This is a genomic window from Pseudomonas sp. SJZ103 (genome assembly GCF_007828335.1).
Taxonomy (GTDB): domain Bacteria; phylum Pseudomonadota; class Gammaproteobacteria; order Pseudomonadales; family Pseudomonadaceae; genus Aquipseudomonas.
Genome location: NZ_VIUN01000003.1, coordinates 71,516 through 90,724 on the forward strand (window position 1 = coordinate 71,516; position 19,209 = coordinate 90,724).

Consider the following 19,209-nt stretch of genomic DNA (forward strand, 5'->3'; position numbering starts at 1 on the left):
CCACGGGGCGACAGCACCCTCTCGCTGTCGCCCCGTGGTCTGTGCTTTATCGGCCTGACGCGCTAACGCTTACAGCTCATCGCGGTCACGAATGCTCAGCGGTTCATCCTCTTCCGGGCCCTCGATTTCCGGGCCATTGGAACGCTCCAGTTGTTGTTCAGACAACTGCCCTTCGTTCATCCAGAAATCATCCTTATCCAGGACAAACAGCTTCCCGACCTTGACCAAGCCCTTCAGAAAAACGCTGGGATACACGTTCGGACCCGCCACCAGCACCTGGCTTTCCTGAGGCGAAAAGCTCGGCAGATACTTCAATAACCCACCGCCCAGACACGACAGGTACAGCGCCGCGGGCTGACGAGTGCCGCCCCGTAATACGCGAATGAAATAGCTCACGGAGGACGGTGCCACAAAGTTGCGGATCAGGGCTTGGTCCCTGGCTTCACGGCTGTCCGTGGCCGGCATGCTGCTGAACAACAGGTGAACGCCTGCAACAGCGTAGCCTGACGGGAAGTCCGGCATGGGTGCAGGTGGCATCGCCGGTTGGACCGCACCCTGGGGCCCGCTGTAGAACAAGCGCAGAATCAGCGACTCGGCAAGCCCTGCGGCGACCGGCAACGTGGCCAGGAACGAGGCCCCCCCGCCATTGGCAAGCACCGCAGAGAGGTACTGCTGACTCTGATAGGGCGACAGTCGGCGCTTGAGGTCACGCACGGCATCATCGCCGTGGGAAAACACCGGCCCACAGGCCGCCGCCCACGGTGGGACAAATATCTCGGCAACGCCAGGCTGCCAGAACTGATCGATACGATTGCGCGTGGTCCAGATTCGCCCCGGCACAAGGGTGTCCAACTGGCCGATTGCGATAAGGTCATGCACGTAACTGAGCACCGTCCTCACGCCATCGCGCAACTGCTGCCGAAGCTCGACCAGTCGCCCCCAACTGTCCAGTTGAGCATCGGTGCCCTGGTACTGATACTGAAGCAAGGCTCCGTCCTGGCACGACAGGTAAAACGCCAGTTGCTTGTCCTTCACCCCCTGCAAGGCGAAGCGGATGCCGGTGTCGATATCCGTAGGAGAAAAGAACGCCTGGCGCAGCGGATCACCGACGGGGGCCAGGGTTTCGTTGCTGGCACACAGATAGAAACCCTCCAGTCCATAGTCCTGGGGGAGCAGGCCATGGGGAAAGACTTGCCCAAAGTCACGATAGCTCTGGCGTACCAAGGGCAGGCTGACCATGTAGCGCCCGTTTTTCTTCGACTTGAAGATGTAGCCGAATTGCAGGTGTTCGCCATGCCTGCGGTGCTCATGGGCATAACGCACCGCATCCTTCTGCTGGGTGAAGATCGGACTGAACGCCGGGTCTGCCAGCGCGTTTCTGATCATCAACGGCTCGACCTGAACCGCCACGAACGCCCCGGTTATCCTGCGTGGGATCCCCCAGGCCTGGCTGCCCTCCACCACGCGCAATACACCGGCATTGCCCAGGCGGGTGACGAACTCAGCGGGGGTCAATTCGCCTGTGCGAATCTGACGTTCGATGCGGTTTTCCAAGCGGTCCCCGCGGACCCGGTTCAGCGGCACCAGGTCCTTTTTCAGTTGTTCTTCCAGGGTGGTATGGCTGCGGGTGTAGCTCAGTACACAACCATCGGAGCCCAACAGGTACTCGCGGACCAGGCTGGCATCCTGGCCCGAGAGAGCCGCAGAAATCACCCGGGTGGACAGCATGTTGCGGTAGAGGCTCTCCTGCCGGGCTTCCAGCGCAAACGGCAGGTCGCGAGGCGAGCTTGAGCGGTAGCGCGCGACAATGGTATGGCCCCCCGGGAAGCCGCCGGTACTGACCACTTCGTCAGGGAAAATCCACTTGGGGTCAAAGTCTTCCCGAGGCACTTTCAGGGGTTCGGTGGTCACGAACAAACCATCCGGACGCTTGAGAATCAAGCCGCCCATCAACCCGTTACTCTGGAGCAGCGAGCGTGCATGGCGTGCCGCGTCGTCCTGATCGTGGAACGCCGGGCCCAGACGACGGCGGATGAAATTGGCATACGGTCGCCATTGTTCGGTGCCGGGGCTCACCGCGCCTCGTCGGTCCCAGCACTGGCTGCTGTACAGCACCCGCAGGTCACCGGCGCGGGCGACCAGTGAAATATACCGGCGCGTATCGAACGCGCCATTGCGCAGGCTCATGCCTTCAATCGTCACGCCCTCGTCAGCGCTTGGCGCCTTGAGCAGGGTGGAAGCTTGGGGCTGGTAACGCAACAGGGCACCATCCAGGGTCGACAGGTAGACCGGCAGCGCACCGTTGGTGGACGCGCGAGGCAGGTACCGGGCATCTTCTTCGGCACGCAACAGCACCTCGGGCGTGACAAAAAACTGCGTCAGCCAGGCCTCCAGGGTCGGTAATCCCGAGGGTTGCCATTGCTGTGAATAGAGCAGCCCCACCAGCACGAAATTTTGCACAAAACTTCCACCCCCCAGGTAGCCACTCCCCCTGGAAGCGTCGCTCAACCAACGTCCGTTGGTACTCATGGGTAAGAGTTCGCTAACCACGTACTCATCCGCCTGCGGGTGCTTGAGGATGTACGCGGTACACCCTTGAGCATCCAGGTTCCTGCCGTACCCGCGAACATGGGCATTGATCGCGGCCGCGTCCTGACTGCTGAAGATCGCACCCAACGCCGGGGTTTGCAGCGCAGCGGCGGCGTACTCGAAGTTCGGCGTCCAGTCGTTGTAGACCCTGCCGCGCGGGCCCCACAGGGGGCTCTGCACAAGCACCTGGAGACTGCCCGCATCGGCCAGCCGGGTAACGATGTCCACCGGTTTGAGCGCGCCCGACTCCAGCCGCTCGAAATAGCCGTTTTTGCCCGGCTCGCGGGTGGTATTGCTCTGTACCAGCAACTCCCTGTCCGAGCCACTGGGGGTGTAGCTGATCAGGTTATTGGGCGAACCGCTCAAATAGGCCGGCAACCGCGACTGAATCACCGAGCGGATCTCCACATCCGAGAACAACGTGGTGTTGACCTCCAGGTCGGTCAGCGTCCATTTCAATCGCTGCTGGCGTTCCCGATCACCCGCAGACAACGCCGCGTGGGAGGCATAGCGCGCATGAATCCGGTAGCCTGCGGGGGGCACCAGTGCCCCATTGCCCACGATGGGTGTCAGCAGGTCGGTGGCGAATCCATCGCCGTGAATGATCATGGGCTCGGTGAACACAAATCGCCCCGTTGTGCCCTTGAGGATATAACCGCCATAGGCGGTTCCCCGGCGAAAGCCGATCTTCTCGTGGGCATGACGTGCGGCATCATCGGCGGTGAGGAACGCGGCACTCAGTGACACTGCAGTCGAGCCCAGTGGTAATGCCTCGCTGTCATGCACCGGCCCCAGCGTGCTCCAGAGCCCGCCTCGCTGAACCACCACCAGGTCGCCGGCACGGGCCACCCGGCGAACAAAATCCCGGGGTGACAGCGAGCCGTCGAGCAACGCTGCTTCATTGCCTTTGTCGGTGACGGTTTGGCCGTCGAGGGTAAACAGCTCCTGGGCGGACTCAGCACTCGGGACCTGCCAGTGCAGCAAGGCATTGTCAGCGGTTCGCAGGTAGAGCTTGAGCCCGAGGGAGGCGATCTGGATACCTGTGGTGGCCAGCGACTGCGTCATCACATCCACCAGCAGCGCTGGGGACGCAAAGCGCTTATACAGCCACGCGTCCTCGGGCGGCAGTTTCTGCGGTGCCTGGGCCGAGTTCGCGTAATAGAGCCCCACCAGGCGGTAGTTCGATACCAGCTTCGGCTGGCCGTTTTCACGCACAGGAAACAAGCTGCCCAAGGTGGTGCCCGGAGCCGCCGGCAACGTGGCGATATAACTCGGGGCCGTTCGGTGCTTGAGTACAAACCCCACGGCGGCACGCCCCGATAGATCGCGACTGTTCAGGGCGACCAACACAGCGGTGTGCCCCATGCTGGTCTGAGGGCTAAAAAACGGCTGGTCCTGTACCGTGGCCTCACGGCTGACCGGGCTGCCCAGCGTCCAGCCCTTTACCACGCGACCACGAATCCCGCCCCACACTTTGTTGGCGACCACCACCCGCAAGTCTCCGGCTTGCGCCAGGTTCCACACGGCACCTTCAAATGCCGTGAACGGCACCACTGGCTCGGCCCCGGTCATCTGTCGCAATAACACTTGCTCTTCGTTCGAACCACTGCTGGTGTACTTGAGCAACGAGCCATCAGGCCCGGACAGATAATGCACCGGAGTGAAATCACGGTGGGTCAGGGCAAACACCTGATCGGCATTCGAGAAGAAGCTGGTGAACAGCGCCACCTGGTCCAGGTTGAAGCTGGGATTGTGCTGCTTCACCTCGCCGGTGTCGGCGGGGTGGGAATGATAGAGACCCTGGCACTCATAAGAAGCCGGGGCGATGAAGTGCCCCTGATCATCGGTGGCCAGGATACGCTGGAAGTCGAACCGCACCTCGTCACCCGCAACCGGCACCGTGGCGAAATAGTGGTTATCGCGCTTGAGGATCGCGCCGCCGTACTCCTTGTCCCGCCGCTCGCCAATACTGGTGTGAGCCCAGTAGGCGGCGTCATCGGGCAAGGCAAAGGCGGGGCCGACCACCGGTTCGGGAATGTTCGAAAAAGGCCGCCAGTTATCCACCACCTCCCCGGCCTGGTCCCAGATCCGGCTGGTACTGAGCACCTGCAGCGTCCCGGCCATTGCCACCTTGTGGACGTAAGCCTGCGGGGTCAGCACACCCGTCAACAGCGCGCTTTCAAATCCGTGATCGTCCACCGTGGTGCCTTGGACGCGATAAAGGCCAGCCTCCTTCTGCGAATAGGAAAACCGGTACGCAAGCACCGCGTCGTCCGGGGCTCGTAGATAAAGACTCACGCCCTGCTCCGCCACTTGCTCACGGGGGATCAGACGCGCCTGCTGCGCCGCCGTCGCCAACCCCAACGCCGGGAAAAAGCTGCGATACAGCCACGGCTGTGCCTCCGGTACCCGGGATCGCGCCGGGGGCGCGTCGCAGTAAAACCCTTCGATGACAAACCCGTCAGGCAGTACATAACGACCGTCCTGGTTCCACATCAGAAAGTCCGTCATGGAGAACCGCGGTTGCTGAGTGCCCAGCGCTGGGGTCGCCAGGTATTCCGGCTGGCCACTACGCTTGAGGATCAGGCCGATGCGCCAGGTGTCCTGACTGGCAGGCAAGCCCTCCACGGCAGCCTGGATGGCATCGGTGGGCGCGGTGCATACGGCAGACAGCAAAGGCCGCATCCCCGTCGGCGTGTGTGCGAATGCCTGGTAGGGTTGCCAGTTTGCCGGCACCACGCCTCGAGAACCGCCCCACAGGGCGCTGGCGGTGACAAAACTCAGTTCTCCCAGCATCTGCATTTTTTTTATGAAACCCTCCAGCGTCCCATCGCTGCCGAAAGGGCCATCGGCAATTTCTCCCAACAGCCACTTGGCGTACTGTTTTTCCGCAAATGTGCCACTGGGTCGATAGCGAATCAGTGAGTCATCCGGCCCGGACACGTACGAAAGCGCGAAGTTTTTTTGCCAGACGATGTCGGCGGCGGCGTCCCACGTGGAGAAAAAATTCAGGTGTGCTTTCACCTGCTGAGGGGAAAAATTCGGATTGCTGCTCGCTACCACCTCATGGTCCGCCGGGTGGGAATGGTAGAGCGCAGCCCGCTGATACCCAGGGATCGACAAGAAGCTGCCATCGGCATGGGTGCTCAACACCTCGCGCACATCGAACTCAAGCTCTTTGCCATGCACCGGTTCGGTGGCGAAAAAATAGCCGCCAGGGCTTTGCAGAATCACCCCGCCGTACTCTCGTTCGCGTCGCGCCCCGATACGTCGGTGGGCCCAGAGCGCCGCGTCATCCGGCGAAATAAACGCCGGACTCAAGGTCGGCAGGGTCACCACCCTGTCGACGCCGCCCGGCCGGGATTTGGGCGGCGGTACTGCCGCAAAGGGTTTCCAGTGTCGGTCGACAACGGCGGCCGCCCCCCATAACCCATTGCCCAGCACAACCCGCAATCGGCTGACCTCTGCCAGCTTGCGTACGACATCGGCGGGCTTATAGGTACCGTCCGCCAGCTGCCTGGAAATCAAGCTGCCTTGGGTCGCCGGCGCAAAAAAACGGGAGAACTCGGCCTGGTCCGGCGCCTGGGGTTCCAGCACGACCAGGCTGTCCACAGCGCCCGAGAGATAGCCCGGCACTTGCAACTGATGCACACGGTATGCCTCGACATCCGAGAAACTCTGGGCGTGGACGCTGATATCGTCCTGAGTCCACCTCATCTTGAACGCGCTATCGAGGTCCGCGGACGACACCGCCCTGTGTGAGCCGAACCAGCCCTGCAATTGGTAACCATCGGGCAGTGCCAGTTGTTTGCTGTAGGTATCCCAGGGAAAGAAACCCTCGAACCCAAAAGGGTTGGCACCCGTTTCCAGCAGTTCGGTCAACACGTAATGCTGGTCGGGATGCTTGAGTATCAGCGCCCCATATTCACGCTCACGCCGCGCGCCCACCTGCGCATGGGCGAACCGCGCCGCCTTGTCGGCCGACGAAAACGATTGGCCCAGCGTTGGTTTTTTGAACGGGAAGGTTGCATAGGGTACCCAGCCACTCTCGACCACACCTTCCACATCCCACAGCGGGCTGGTCTGCTCGACGCTCAACTCACCGGCTTCGGCCACCCGCGCCACAAACTGACGCGGGGTCAACGCCTGCTGAAGGTCTGCCTGCTCAGTACCGAGCAATCGGGTTTCCGCCGGCGAGCCACTGAACCGGTAGCGCAACAGCGCATTGTCCCGGGTGCGCAGGTACAACGAGATACCCAGCACAGACGGCGACGCATGCAGGTAGCGACGGGATGTGGCGATGTAGGCTGCCAGCTCCTCGGGGCTGAAGAACTGCTGGTACAGCCAGGGTTCTACCGTGGGGAACAGCGCCGGCACCGGCCGCGACAAATAGAAGAACCCATGCAGGTGAAAGCCCTCCGGCAACAACGGCCCGCCCGCGAGCAACGGCAGTTGGTTATCGACCGGCAATTGCGCTGCGCTGCTGAGGGAAAAAGCCTGGGTAGCGACGAACTCATCACGCAACTCATGTTTGAGCACCATTGCCATCTGGTGCACGTTGGGCGTGCGCCTCATGCGGGCCTGCGCAGCATTCAGTGCCCGCGTCACATCAGGGTAGAGCCCGCCACACGCAATCGTCTCACGCCCTGCCTTCAAGGGCAGGTAAGGCTGCCAGAGATGATCGATGACGCCACTGACGCCGCCCCAATCCGCGTTGGCGACCAACAATGACAGGCGCCCCAAAGACGCCACCTTCTTGATGAAACCTTCCAGCGAGCCGTCGTGCCCATCCTCAGGCACGGCGGTGCTGACGTTATCGATCCAATCGACAAACCTGCGCTCGGCTTCGGAGAAGCTGGGCAGGTACTTGAGCAGTACACCATTGGGGCCCGACAGGTAGGCAGCGCCAAACGCGCGCCCCTCATAGTGATTGAAGACAACGTCCCGCTCAGAAAAAAAACTGTTGAAAATACGCACCTGAAGATCGCGGAACCGTGGGTTCTTCGCCTTCAAATCGGCAAATTGCTCAGGGTGGGAGTGCACCCCTCCCACCAGTTTATAACCCGTCGGGGCGAGAAACTCGTTGCGCGCCCCACGCGCCAGCAGCAATGAAAAATCGAAGGTCACCGCCTTGCCGGGAATCGGCTCGGTGGCAAAGACCTTGTTATCCGCCAAGCGCTGGAGAATGACGCTGCCGTATTCCTTGTCACGCTTGTTGCCGATGCGCGCGTGCACATAACGCGCGGCATCGTCGGCACTGATAAATGCAGGACTGAGCTTGTACTGAATACCTCTCACCGCCGAGGCGGCCGCTCGTTTTTCTCTGGGTAAATACTCTTCCATGACACTTCCTTGATCACGCTCATTGTCGGTGCTCACCCGCACCGGGCTTGCAGAACGCCAGCCACCCAACAGCGTCCTCGCTTGGATCACAGCGAGGGCACTGCATAGTTATCCAGTTTTCTGGGGGCGCAGCACTCTTTAGGCGCACCGCCTGCACCGCCTATGCGTGCCTGCCCGCTATTGGTGCACACACAACCGCTGCCGGGCTTTTTCTCCAGTAAAACCGGGCATTTCTCCATCGGGCACAGCCTTTGCTAGTACCTGTTCAGCGTTCACATCGGCCTATCAAAAAAAACTAAACGTTTACGGAGACCGCACCATGAAGCGTCGCAGCTTGATCAAGGCTTTCACCCTGTCCGCCTCCATTGTCGCCATGGGCATGACGTGGACCGTGCAGGCCGCCGAGACCATCAAGGTCGGCATCCTGCACTCGCTGTCCGGCACCATGGCCATCTCCGAAACGTCCCTCAAAGACATGGCGCTGATGACCATCGACGAGATCAACGCCAAGGGCGGGGTGAATGGCAAGATGCTTGAGCCGGTCGTGGTGGACCCGGCTTCGAACTGGCCGTTGTTCGCGGAAAAAGGCCGGCAGTTGCTGACCCAGGACAAGGTCGCCGTGGTGTTTGGCTGCTGGACCTCGGTGTCGCGCAAATCGGTATTGCCGGTGTTCGAAGAACTCAACGGCCTGCTGTTCTACCCGGTGCAATACGAAGGCGAAGAGATGTCGCCGAACGTGTTCTACACCGGTGCGGCGCCGAACCAGCAGGCGATCCCGGCGGTGGAATACCTGATGAGCGAAGAAGGCGGCAGCGCCAAGCGTTTCTTCCTGCTCGGCACCGACTATGTGTACCCGCGCACCACCAACAAGATTCTGCGCTCGTTCCTGCACTCCAAAGGCGTAGCGGATAAAGATATCGAAGAGGTCTACACCCCATTCGGCCACGCCGATTACCAGACCATTGTTGCCAACATCAAGAAGTTCTCCGCTGGCGGCAAGACAGCGGTGATTTCCACCGTGAACGGCGACTCCAACGTGCCGTTCTACAAAGAGCTGGCCAACCAGGGTTTGAAGGCGACCGACGTACCGGTGGTGGCTTTCTCCGTGGGCGAAGAAGAACTGCGCGGCATCGACACCAAGCCGCTGGTGGGCAACCTGGCGGCCTGGAACTACTTCCAGTCGGTGGAGAACCCGGTGAACACCAAGTTCGTCGCCGACTGGAAAGCCTACGCCAAGAAACACAACCTGCCGGGCGCGGACAAAGCCGTGACCAACGACCCGATGGAAGCCACCTACGTGGGCATCCACATGTGGGCGCAGGCAGTGGAAAAAGCCAAATCCACCGACGTCGACAAAGTGCGTGAAGCACTGGCCGGCCAGACCTTCGCAGCGCCGTCGGGCTTCACCCTGACCATGGACAAGACCAACCACCACCTGCACAAGCCGGTGATGATCGGCGAGATCCAGTCCGATGGGCAGTTCTCGGTGGTGTGGCAGACCCAGGAACCGATCCGGGCGCAGCCGTGGAGCCCTTACATTCCGGGCAATGACAAGAAGCCGGACTATGCGGTGAAGAGCAACTAAAGCCCGACCACAGGTCAACTGTGGGAGCGGGCTTGCCCCCTCCCACACTGTCCGCGCATGACTAGGACATTTGTTTATGCCCGCTGCCCTCAATCGCTATCTCCTGGCATTGCTGCTATTGCTGCCCTTGGCAGTACATGCCGGCGACGCCGAAGACTTCCTGGCCGCCAACCCGATGCAACAAGCCAAGCTCCTCCAGGACTGGGCCGCCCAGCCCGACCCGGCGCGCATCGAGTTGGTGGACGCCCTGCAACAAGGCAAGCTCACGCTCAACGGTGAAACCAAGACCGTGCGCCTGAACAACCGCCTGCGTGGCCTGATCGATAACGTACAAGCCAGCCAGCAACTGCTCGCCGCCGACCCCAAGGTGCGCCTGGCCGCTGCGCAAACCCTGCAAAAAAGCGCGCAACCTGCGCAACTCAAATTCCTCGACCAGCAGGTCGCCGCCGAAACCAACGAGGACGTGCACACCGCCCTCAGCCTGGCCCTGGCCAACCTGCAACTGGTGGACACCGACCCGGTGGTGCGCCTCGCTGCGGTGCGCCTGCTCGGCAGTACCGGCGACCCGCTGGCCCGCACCCGCCTCGAAGCGCTGCTGGCGCCCGGTGTGGAAACCGACGCCGCCGTGCACACCGCCGCCGAGACCAGCCTGGCCCAGGTCAAACGCAAACTGATGATGGGTGAAATCCTCGGCCAGGCCTTCAGCGGCATGTCCCTGGGATCGATCCTGCTGCTGGCGGCCCTGGGCCTGGCGATCACCTTCGGCCTGCTCGGTGTGATCAACATGGCCCACGGCGAGATGCTGATGCTCGGCGCCTACTCCACCTATGTGGTGCAACTGCTGATGCAGCGCTACGTGCCTGCGGCCATCGAGTTCTACCCGCTGATCGCGCTGCCGGTGGCGTTTTTCGTCACCGCCGCAATCGGCATGGCCCTGGAGCGCACGGTGATTCGTCACCTGTACGGGAGGCCACTGGAAACCCTGCTCGCCACCTGGGGCATCAGCCTGATGCTGATCCAACTGGTGCGCCTGGTGTTTGGTGCGCAGAACGTCGAGGTGGCCAACCCGCAGTGGCTGTCGGGCGGCATTCAAGTGCTGCCCAACCTGGTGCTGCCGTACAACCGCATCGTGATCATCGCTTTCGCGCTGTTTGTGGTAGTGCTGACCTGGCTGCTGCTGAACAAGACGCGCCTGGGGCTCAATGTGCGCGCCGTCACCCAGAACCGCAACATGGCCGCCTGCTGCGGCGTGCCCACCGGGCGTGTGGACATGCTCGCGTTTGGCCTGGGCTCCGGCATTGCCGGGCTGGGCGGCGTGGCGCTGAGCCAGATCGGTAACGTCGGCCCGGACCTGGGCCAGAGCTACATCATCGACTCGTTCCTGGTGGTGGTACTCGGCGGTGTCGGCCAGTTGGCCGGCAGCGTGATGGCAGCGTTCGGCCTGGGTATCGCCAACAAGATCCTGGAACCACAGATCGGTGCCGTGCTCGGCAAGATCCTGATCCTCGCGCTGATCATTCTGTTTATCCAGAAACGCCCGCAGGGACTCTTCGCACTGAAAGGACGGGTGATTGACTGATGAACCAGCCATTGATGCTCACGGCCGCACAAAAGGCCGGCCCCAAGGTGACGATTGCAGTCGGCGCGGTGGTGCTGTTGCTGCTGCTGGCCCTGCCGTTGTGTTCGCTGCTGTCGCCGGACAACCCGCTGCATGTATCGGCCTACACCCTGACATTGGTGGGCAAGATCCTTTGCTACGCCATCGTCGCCCTGGCCTTGGACCTGGTGTGGGGTTATGCGGGGATGCTGTCCCTGGGCCACGGCCTGTTCTTTGCCCTCGGCGGTTATGCGATGGGCATGTACCTGATGCGCCAGGCCTCTGGCGATGAGCTGCCGGCGTTCATGACCTTTTTGTCGTGGACCGAATTGCCCTGGTATTGGGTCGGCACCGAGCACTTCCTCTGGGCCCTGTGCCTGGTGGTATTGGCGCCGGGCGTGCTGGCGCTGGTGTTCGGCTTCTTCGCGTTCCGCTCGCGGATCAAGGGCGTGTATTTCTCGATCATGACCCAGGCGCTGACCTTTGCCGGGATGCTGTTGTTTTTTCGCAACGAGACCGGGTTCGGTGGCAACAACGGCTTCACCAACTTCCGCAGCATCCTCGGCTTTGGCATTACCGAACCAGGCACGCGTGCCGTGCTGTTCGTGGCAACAGTGGGGTTGCTGGTGGCGAGCCTGTACATCGGCTGGCGCCTGGCCCAGAGCAAGTTCGGCCGGGTGCTGACCGCTCTGCGCGATGCCGAGAACCGCCTGATGTTCTGCGGCTACGACCCGCGCGGCTTCAAGCTGTTCGTATGGGTGTTGAGCGCGGTGTTATGCGGCTTGGCAGGTGCGTTGTACGTGCCGCAAGTGGGCATCATCAACCCGAGTGAAATGTCGCCGACCAACTCCATCGAAGCCGCCGTATGGGTGGCCTTGGGCGGGCGTGGCACGCTGATCGGGCCGTTGCTCGGCGCGGGCGTGGTCAATGGCATGAAGAGCTGGTTCACCGTGGCCTTTCCGGAGTACTGGCTGTTCTTCCTCGGGGCGCTGTTCATCATCGTCACCCTGTACCTGCCCAAGGGCGTTATCGGGCTGTTGAAGAAATGAGGAACGTCATGCTCGAACCTATTTTTGATGCGGGCAGCGGCCGCGATGCGATCGGCATCGGCCAGGCCGCAGGCACCGGCCTGAACACCCGCCATGGCACCATCCTGACCCTCGAAGACATCAGCGTCAGCTTTGACGGTTTCAAGGCGCTCAACAACTTGAACCTGTACATCGGGGTCGGCGAATTGCGCTGCATCATCGGCCCCAACGGCGCGGGCAAGACCACGCTGATGGACGTGATCACCGGCAAGACCCGGCCCAGCCACGGCAAGGCCTGGTTTGGCGAAACCCTCGACTTGACCAGCATGAGCGAAGTGCAGATCGCCCAGGCCGGCATCGGTCGCAAGTTCCAGAAACCCACGGTGTTCGAAGCACTGAGCGTGTTCGAAAACCTGGAGCTGGCGCAGAAGACCGACAAGTCGGTGTGGGCCAGCCTGCGTGCACGCCTGAGCGGTGAGCAAAAGGATCGTATCGATGAAGTGCTCGACACCATCCGCCTCACCGCTTCGGTGCATCGGCCCGCCGGGCTGCTCTCACACGGGCAAAAGCAGTTCCTGGAAATCGGCATGCTGCTGATGCAAGACCCGCAACTGTTGCTGCTGGACGAACCGGTGGCGGGCATGACCGACGCCGAAACCGAATTCACCGCCGAACTGTTCAAGCGCCTGGCGGGCAAGCATTCGTTGATGGTGGTGGAACACGACATGGGTTTTGTCGGCTCGATTGCCGACCACGTGACCGTGTTGCACCAGGGCAGTGTGCTGGCCGAAGGGTCGCTGGAACAGGTGCAGGAAAATGAGCGGGTGATCGAGGTGTACCTCGGTCGCTAAGGAGAACTGAACATGCTGCAAGTCGACAAGCTGCACCAGTACTACGGCGGTAGCCACATCCTGCGTGGGCTGTCCTTCGACGTGAAGATCGGCGAAGTCACCTGCCTGCTCGGCCGTAACGGCGTGGGCAAGACCACCCTGCTCAAATGCCTGATGGGCCTGCTGCCGGCCAAAGAAGGCGCGGTGAATTGGGAAGGCAAGGCCATCACCGGCTTCAAGCCGCACCAGCGGGTGCACGCAGGGATCGCCTATGTGCCCCAGGGCCGGGAGATTTTCGGGCGCCTGACGGTGGAAGAAAACCTGCTGATGGGGCTGTCGCGTTTTCCCGGCTCGGAAGCCAAGGAAGTGCCGGCGTTTATCTATGAACTGTTCCCGGTTTTGCTGCAAATGAAGCACCGGCGCGGCGGCGATTTGTCCGGCGGCCAGCAGCAACAGTTGGCCATCGGCCGGGCCCTGGCCAGCCGTCCGCGCCTGTTGATCCTCGATGAGCCCACCGAAGGCATCCAGCCGTCGGTAATCAAGGAGATCGGCGCAGTGATCAAGAAACTCGCGGCGCGCGGCGACATGGCGATCCTGTTGGTGGAGCAGTTCTACGACTTTGCTGCCGAGTTGGCCGACCACTACCTGGTGATGTCGCGCGGTGAAATCGTGCAGCAGGGCCGCGGTGAAAATATGGAAAGCGAGGGTGTGCGCGGCTTGGTTACCATCTAACCTGTAGCGTCCTGACGATAAGCACAAGAAACCATGAACCTGCCCGTTTCCCCTGCCCTGTTCACGCCCAGCTGGCACGCCGAGCTGGAACTCGGCTATGCGCGCTTCGGCGACACCACGCGCCCGGTGATGCGCCGCCATCTCGGCCCGCTGCGGGTGCAAAAGCACCTGTACGCCGAAGGTCCCGAGGTGTGCCAGCACATCATCGTGCACCCACCTGGCGGGATTGCCGGCGGTGATCGCCTGGACATCCGCGCCCATGTCGCCGAGGGCGCCTGGGCCCAGTTGACCAGCCCCGGCGCAGCCAAGTGGTATCGCGCCAGCGGCCCGGCGTTTCAGCAGTTGGACCTGACCGTGGAAACCGGCGCGACCCTGGAATGGCTGCCCCAGGAAACCATCGTGTTCAGCGCCGCCCAGGCCGAACTCAGCACCCGCATCGACCTGCACGGCGATGCCCGGTTGTTCTACTGGGACGTGATCGCCCTGGGACGCCCGGCCAGTGGCGAGCGTTTCGACCTGGGGCACTTTCAATCGCACCTGGATATCCGCCGCGACGGCCAGTTGCTCTGGCACGAGCGCCAGCGCATTGTGGGCGCCGACGGTCTGCTCGACTCGCCCATCGGCCTGGACGGCCAACCGGTGTTCGCCACACTGCTGGTGACCGGCGATATAGAACCTGAATTACTCGAACACTGCCGCGCCCTGCCCCACGCCGTGCGCGGCGACCTGACCCAACTGCCCGGCTTGCTGGTCGCCCGCTGCCTGGCCAGCGAAGCGCTGCTGGCGCGGGGATGGTTGATTGATTTATGGAAATTGTTACGCCCCGCCATGTTTGGGCGAGAGGCGGTCTCACCAAGAATCTGGAGCACCTGAAGATCAACATGTGGGAGGAGGCTTGCTCCCGATAGCGGTGGATCAGTGACAGATGCATTGCCTGACACGGCCCTATCGGGGTCAAGCCCCCTCCCACAGGGGATCTGCGGTGTTTTTATGAATGATGTTTGAAGGACCTTGAACCATGGACCTGACCCCACGGGAAAAAGACAAACTGCTGATCTTCACCGCCGGCTTAGTAGCCGAACGGCGCCTGGCGCGCGGTGTGAAGCTCAACTACCCGGAAACCATCGCCTATATCTCCGCCGCCTTGATGGAAGGCGCCCGCGATGGCCGCACCGTGGCCGACCTGATGCACTACGGCACCACCCTGCTCAGCCGTGAACAGGTGATGGAAGGCATCCCGGAAATGATCCCGGATATCCAGGTGGAAGCCACCTTCCCCGACGGCACCAAACTGGTGACTGTCCACCAACCCATCGCGTGAGGCACGGCCATGATTCGTGATGCAACCGAGCAAGACCTGCCGGCGATCCGCGACATCTACAACGACGCGGTACTCAACACCACGGCGATCTGGAACGAACAACTGGTGGATCTCGGCAACCGCCAGGCCTGGCTCAGTGCACGCCAGGCCCAGGGCTATCCGATTCTGGTGGCGACCGAAAATGAGCAAGTGATCGGCTATGCCTCGTTTGGCGATTGGCGCGCGTTCGAAGGCTACCGCTACAGCGTCGAGCACTCGGTGTATGTACGCAACGACCAGCGCGGCAAAGGCCTTGGCCCACTGCTGATGCAGGCCCTGATCGAACGCGCCAGAACCTGTGGCAAGCATGTGATGGTGGCGGCTATCGAAAGCGGCAACCTGGCGTCGATCCGCCTGCATGAACGCCTGGGGTTCGTCACCACCGGGCAAATGCCCCAAGTGGGCATCAAGTTCGGCCGCTGGCTGGACCTGACCTTTATGCAACTGACATTGAATCCGGGCGCGCAACCGCCCAAGGAGTGAGTTCGATGAATGCCGCGCAACTGCGTCGAGTCAATGCTGAAAGTTTTGCCCACTACCGCCGGGGCCTGATCGAGCTGTTACTGGATGCGGTCAAGCAGGGTGCGTCGGTTGGTTTTATGGCCGACTTCGATGAGGCCCAGGCCCGCGTCTATCTGGAAAGCGTGCAGGCGAGCATTGAAGACGCCGGCCTGTTGCTGTGGGTGGTGGTGCGCGATGAGCAGGTGATCGCCAGCGTGCAGTTGGCACTGTGTCAGAAAGCCAACGGCCTGAACCGCGCCGAAGTGCAAAAGCTGCTGGTGCACAGCAGCGCGCGGCGCCACGGCCTGGGCCAACAATTGATGAACACCCTGGAGCTCGCCGCGCGCCAGCACAAGCGCGGCCTGCTGTACCTGGACACCGAAGCCGGCTCGCCTGCCGAAGCCTTCTACCAGTCGCTGCGCTACACCAAGCTCGGTGAACTGCCCGACTACTGCCAAAGCCCGGACGGGCGCTACAGCCCGACCGCCATCTACTTCAAGACCCTGGGGCAACCTGCATGATTCCTGGCGAATATCAGATCCAGCCTGGCGAGATCGAACTCAACGTCGGCCGGCGCACCGTCACCCTCAGCGTGGCCAACAGCGGCGACCGGCCGATCCAGGTGGGTTCGCACTACCATTTTTTCGAGACCAATGACGCGCTGACGTTTGACCGTCCATTGAGCCGCGGCATGCGCCTGAATATTCCGGCGGGCACGGCGGTGCGGTTTGAGCCGGGGCAGAGCCGTGAGGTCGAGCTGGTTGATTTGAGCGGCGGACGGCGGGTATTCGGGTTTGCCGGACGGATCATGGGCGACCTTTAGGGCCTCATCGGGAGCAAGTCGAATCGTCGCACCGCCCCTCCCACATTTTGACCGTGTTCACACATCAAAGGTGGGAGGGGGCTTGCTCCCGATAGCGGTGTCACATTCAACACATTCTTCTCAGGGCACACACCTATGAAAATCAGCCGCCAAGCCTACGCCGACATGTACGGCCCCACCGTCGGTGACAAGGTCCGCCTGGCCGATACCGAGCTGTTCGTCGAAGTCGAGCAGGACTTCACCGTCTATGGCGAAGAAGTGAAATTCGGCGGCGGCAAAGTCATCCGCGACGGCCAGGGCCAGAGCCAATTGCTCGCCCATGAAGTCGTCGACACCCTGATCACCAACGCGCTGATCATCGACCACTGGGGCATCGTCAAAGCCGACGTCGGCTTGAAGAACGGCCGCATTCACGCGATCGGCAAGGCCGGCAACCCGGACATCCAGCCCGGCGTAACCATGGCCATCGGCGCCAGCACCGAAGTGATTGCCGGCGAAGGCATGATCCTCACCGCCGGCGGCATCGACTCCCACGTGCATTTCATCTGCCCGCAGCAGATCGAAGAGGCGCTGACCAGCGGCGTCACCACCATGATCGGCGGCGGCACCGGGCCGGCCACCGGCACCAACGCCACCACCTGCACCTCCGGGCCCTGGCACCTGGCGCGCATGCTGCAGGCCAGCGACTCGTTCCCGATGAACATCGGCTTTACCGGCAAAGGCAACGCGAGCTTGCCCGAGCCGTTGATCGAGCAGGTCAAGGCCGGCGCAATCGGCTTGAAGCTGCACGAAGACTGGGGCACCACGCCCGCCAGCATCGACAACTGCCTGAGCGTCGCCGACCAGTACGACGTGCAGGTGGCGATCCATAGCGACACCCTCAACGAATCCGGCTTTGTCGAAACCACCCTTGCCGCGCTCAAGGGCCGCACCATCCACACCTACCACACCGAAGGTGCCGGTGGCGGACACGCGCCGGACATCATCAAGGCCTGCGGCTTTCCCAACGTGCTGCCCAGCTCCACCAACCCGACGCGGCCGTTCACGCGCAACACCATCGACGAGCACCTGGACATGTTGATGGTCTGCCATCACCTGGACCCGAGCATTGCCGAAGACGTGGCCTTCGCCGAAAGCCGCATCCGCCGCGAGACCATCGCCGCCGAAGACATCCTGCACGACCTCGGCGCGTTCTCGATGATCAGCTCCGACAGCCAGGCCATGGGCCGCGTTGGTGAAGTGATCACCCGCACCTGGCAGACCGCCGACAAGATGAAGAAACAGCGTGGCGCCCTGCCCGGTGACGGCCCCGGCAACGACAACTTCCGCGCCAAGCGCTACATCGCCAAGTACACCATCAACCCGGCGATCACCCATGGCATCAGCCATATCGTCGGGTCCATCGAAGTGGGCAAGTGGGCTGACCTGGTGCTGTGGCGCCCGGCGTTCTTCGGCATCAAGCCGACCCTGATCCTCAAGGGCGGCGCGATTGCGTCCAGCCTGATGGGCGATGCCAATGCGTCGATCCCCACCCCGCAGCCGGTGCACTATCGCCCGATGTTCGCCAGTTTCGGCAGCTCACTGCATGCCACCAGCCTGACCTTTATCAGCCAGGCAGCCCTGGACGCAGGCTTGCCGCAAGCGCTGGGCTTGAAGAAACAGATTGAGGTGGTGAAAGGGTGTCGCGACGTGCAGAAAACCGACCTGATCCACAACGATTACCTGCCGGATATCGAGGTGGACCCACAGACCTATCAGGTCAAGGCCGATGGCGTGCTGCTGTGGTGTGAGCCGGCGGATGTGTTGCCGATGGCGCAGCGGTATTTCCTGTTCTGACTTGGAACCTGTGGTGAGGGAGCTTGTGCCCTCACCACAAATCCCCTTAGAACTGCTCGCGCGGATTGAACGCGGCTTTTTTTGCCAGCTCCTGCCACAAGGCTTTCACGTCGTCATCGCCTGCCGGTGGCATCACCGCCTTGAGCTGCACGTACAGGAAGCCACGCTGCCCGGCCTTGTTCAGCAAGCCATGGCCCTTGGCACGCATGCGCTGGCCGTTCTGGCTGCCGGCTGGCACCTTGAGGTTGATCTTGCCGGTCAGGGTCGGCACGGCCACTTCCGCGCCCAGCGCCAATTCCCACGGCGCCAGCGGCAGGTTGATGATCAGGTTTTCGCCATCCACTTCGAACTTGGGATGCGGCGCAAACTTGACGATCAGGTACAGGTCACCATTGGCCCCACCGCCAATGCCCGGTGCGCCCTGCCCTTTGAGGCGGATACGCTCACCGTCGGCCACGCCGGCGGGGATCTTCACGTTCAGGCTCTTGGTGGTATTGCTGACATGCCGGCCCGAGGCGTCGTATTGCGGCACCTGGAAGCTGATCTGCTTGGACTCGGTGGACAGCGTCTCTTCGAGGAACACCGACAGCTGCATCTCCACGTCCTGGCCCTTGCGCCCGGTCGGACGACGCTGGCCGCCACCAAAGGCATCGCCACGACCGCCAAAGATCGAGCTGAAGAAGTCAGAGAAGTCTTCGGTGCCCTGGCCACCGCCAAAACCGCCACGGCTCTGCCAGCCTGGCGGGCCCTGGAACGGTTGGCCATGCTGGCCGTATTTGCGCAGCTCGTCGTATTCGGCGCGCTTATCGGCGCTTTTAAGCGCTTCATAGGCTTCGGACGCGTCCTTGAACTTGGCTTCGGCGTCTTTTTCCTTGCTCACGTCCGGGTGATATTTGCGCGCGAGCTTGCGATAGGCGGCCTTGATTTCCTTGTCATCGGCCGTCGGCTCGACACCCAGAATCTTGTAGTAGTCTTTGAAATCCAT

13 protein-coding genes are annotated in these 19,209 nt (G+C 62.1%); 11 read left to right on the top strand and 2 right to left on the bottom strand.

Annotated elements, in window-relative coordinates; translation table 11 throughout:
* Positions 1–69 precede the first annotated feature (69 nt).
* The gene (locus tag FBY10_RS08505; protein WP_145336047.1) at positions 70–7,932 is read right to left on the bottom strand and encodes a DUF4329 domain-containing protein; all 7,863 of its coding nucleotides are present in this window, start codon (positions 7,930–7,932) and stop codon (positions 70–72) included.
* Between the two features lie 319 nt (positions 7,933–8,251).
* Here FBY10_RS08505 and urtA point away from each other — a divergent pair, with 319 nt between their 5' ends.
* The 11 genes from urtA (at position 8,252) to ureC (ending at position 18,224) form a co-directional block, all read left to right on the top strand.
* On the top strand, positions 8,252–9,517 hold the full coding sequence (gene urtA / locus FBY10_RS08510; RefSeq protein WP_131696729.1) for an urea ABC transporter substrate-binding protein: 1,266 nt from the start codon (positions 8,252–8,254) through the stop codon (positions 9,515–9,517).
* Between the two features lie 76 nt (positions 9,518–9,593).
* Complete coding sequence (urtB, locus tag FBY10_RS08515) at positions 9,594–11,096, top strand: urea ABC transporter permease subunit UrtB (RefSeq protein ID WP_145336045.1); 1,503 nt, start codon at positions 9,594–9,596, stop codon at positions 11,094–11,096.
* Positions 11,096–12,163, top strand: coding sequence for an urea ABC transporter permease subunit UrtC (gene urtC / locus FBY10_RS08520; protein ID WP_131696731.1), 1,068 nt, complete (start codon positions 11,096–11,098; stop codon positions 12,161–12,163). The genes urtB and urtC overlap by 1 nt, the downstream gene beginning before the upstream one ends.
* Positions 12,160–12,993 (top strand): urea ABC transporter ATP-binding protein UrtD, encoded by an 834-nt coding sequence (gene urtD / locus FBY10_RS08525; protein WP_178116730.1) that lies wholly within the window; start codon positions 12,160–12,162, stop codon positions 12,991–12,993. The genes urtC and urtD overlap by 4 nt, the downstream gene beginning before the upstream one ends.
* Positions 12,994–13,005: 12 nt before the next feature.
* Positions 13,006–13,704, top strand: a complete 699-nt coding sequence (gene urtE / locus FBY10_RS08530; RefSeq protein WP_122538470.1) for an urea ABC transporter ATP-binding subunit UrtE — start codon at positions 13,006–13,008, stop codon at positions 13,702–13,704.
* A gap of 33 nt (positions 13,705–13,737) precedes the next feature.
* Positions 13,738–14,577 (top strand): urease accessory protein UreD, encoded by an 840-nt coding sequence (locus tag FBY10_RS08535; protein WP_131696733.1) that lies wholly within the window; start codon positions 13,738–13,740, stop codon positions 14,575–14,577.
* 145 nt (positions 14,578–14,722) lie between these two features.
* Positions 14,723–15,025 carry an urease subunit gamma gene (gene ureA / locus FBY10_RS08540; protein WP_003171437.1) on the top strand — a complete coding sequence of 101 codons (303 nt, stop codon included), beginning with the start codon at positions 14,723–14,725 and terminating at the stop codon, positions 15,023–15,025.
* Between the two features lie 9 nt (positions 15,026–15,034).
* Entirely contained in the window at positions 15,035–15,547 is a 513-nt protein-coding gene (locus FBY10_RS08545) for a GNAT family N-acetyltransferase (protein WP_090400824.1), read from the top strand.
* Positions 15,548–15,552: 5 nt separating this feature from the next.
* Complete coding sequence (locus tag FBY10_RS08550) at positions 15,553–16,086, top strand: GNAT family N-acetyltransferase (protein WP_145336043.1); 534 nt, start codon at positions 15,553–15,555, stop codon at positions 16,084–16,086.
* Positions 16,083–16,388, top strand: a complete 306-nt coding sequence (locus FBY10_RS08555) for an urease subunit beta (protein ID WP_027607724.1) — start codon at positions 16,083–16,085, stop codon at positions 16,386–16,388. Before FBY10_RS08550 ends, FBY10_RS08555 begins: the two co-directional genes overlap by 4 nt.
* 135 nt (positions 16,389–16,523) lie before the next feature.
* The gene (ureC, locus tag FBY10_RS08560) at positions 16,524–18,224 is read left to right on the top strand and encodes an urease subunit alpha (RefSeq protein WP_145336041.1); all 1,701 of its coding nucleotides are present in this window, start codon (positions 16,524–16,526) and stop codon (positions 18,222–18,224) included.
* Between the two features lie 46 nt (positions 18,225–18,270).
* Here the strand turns inward: ureC and FBY10_RS08565 are convergent, their stop codons facing one another.
* Positions 18,271–19,209: a DnaJ C-terminal domain-containing protein gene (locus FBY10_RS08565; RefSeq protein ID WP_131696736.1), complete on the bottom strand. Its 939-nt coding sequence runs from the start codon at positions 19,207–19,209 to the stop codon at positions 18,271–18,273.

Excerpts from the sequence above, each read along its gene's own strand:
- FBY10_RS08505 (WP_145336047.1), bottom strand. The coding sequence starts at position 7,932 with ATGGAAGAGTATTTACCCAGAGAAAAACGAGCGGCCGCCTCGGCGGTG.
- urtA (WP_131696729.1), top strand. The coding sequence starts at position 8,252 with ATGAAGCGTCGCAGCTTGATCAAGGCTTTCACCCTGTCCGCCTCCATT.
- urtB (WP_145336045.1), top strand. The coding sequence starts at position 9,594 with ATGCCCGCTGCCCTCAATCGCTATCTCCTGGCATTGCTGCTATTGCTG.
- urtC (WP_131696731.1), top strand. The coding sequence starts at position 11,096 with ATGAACCAGCCATTGATGCTCACGGCCGCACAAAAGGCCGGCCCCAAG.
- urtD (WP_178116730.1), top strand. The coding sequence starts at position 12,160 with ATGAGGAACGTCATGCTCGAACCTATTTTTGATGCGGGCAGCGGCCGC.
- urtE (WP_122538470.1), top strand. The coding sequence starts at position 13,006 with ATGCTGCAAGTCGACAAGCTGCACCAGTACTACGGCGGTAGCCACATC.
- FBY10_RS08535 (WP_131696733.1), top strand. The coding sequence starts at position 13,738 with ATGAACCTGCCCGTTTCCCCTGCCCTGTTCACGCCCAGCTGGCACGCC.
- ureA (WP_003171437.1), top strand. The coding sequence starts at position 14,723 with ATGGACCTGACCCCACGGGAAAAAGACAAACTGCTGATCTTCACCGCC.
- FBY10_RS08545 (WP_090400824.1), top strand. The coding sequence starts at position 15,035 with ATGATTCGTGATGCAACCGAGCAAGACCTGCCGGCGATCCGCGACATC.
- FBY10_RS08550 (WP_145336043.1), top strand. The coding sequence starts at position 15,553 with ATGAATGCCGCGCAACTGCGTCGAGTCAATGCTGAAAGTTTTGCCCAC.
- FBY10_RS08555 (WP_027607724.1), top strand. The coding sequence starts at position 16,083 with ATGATTCCTGGCGAATATCAGATCCAGCCTGGCGAGATCGAACTCAAC.
- ureC (WP_145336041.1), top strand. The coding sequence starts at position 16,524 with ATGAAAATCAGCCGCCAAGCCTACGCCGACATGTACGGCCCCACCGTC.
- FBY10_RS08565 (WP_131696736.1), bottom strand. The coding sequence starts at position 19,209 with ATGGATTTCAAAGACTACTACAAGATTCTGGGTGTCGAGCCGACGGCC.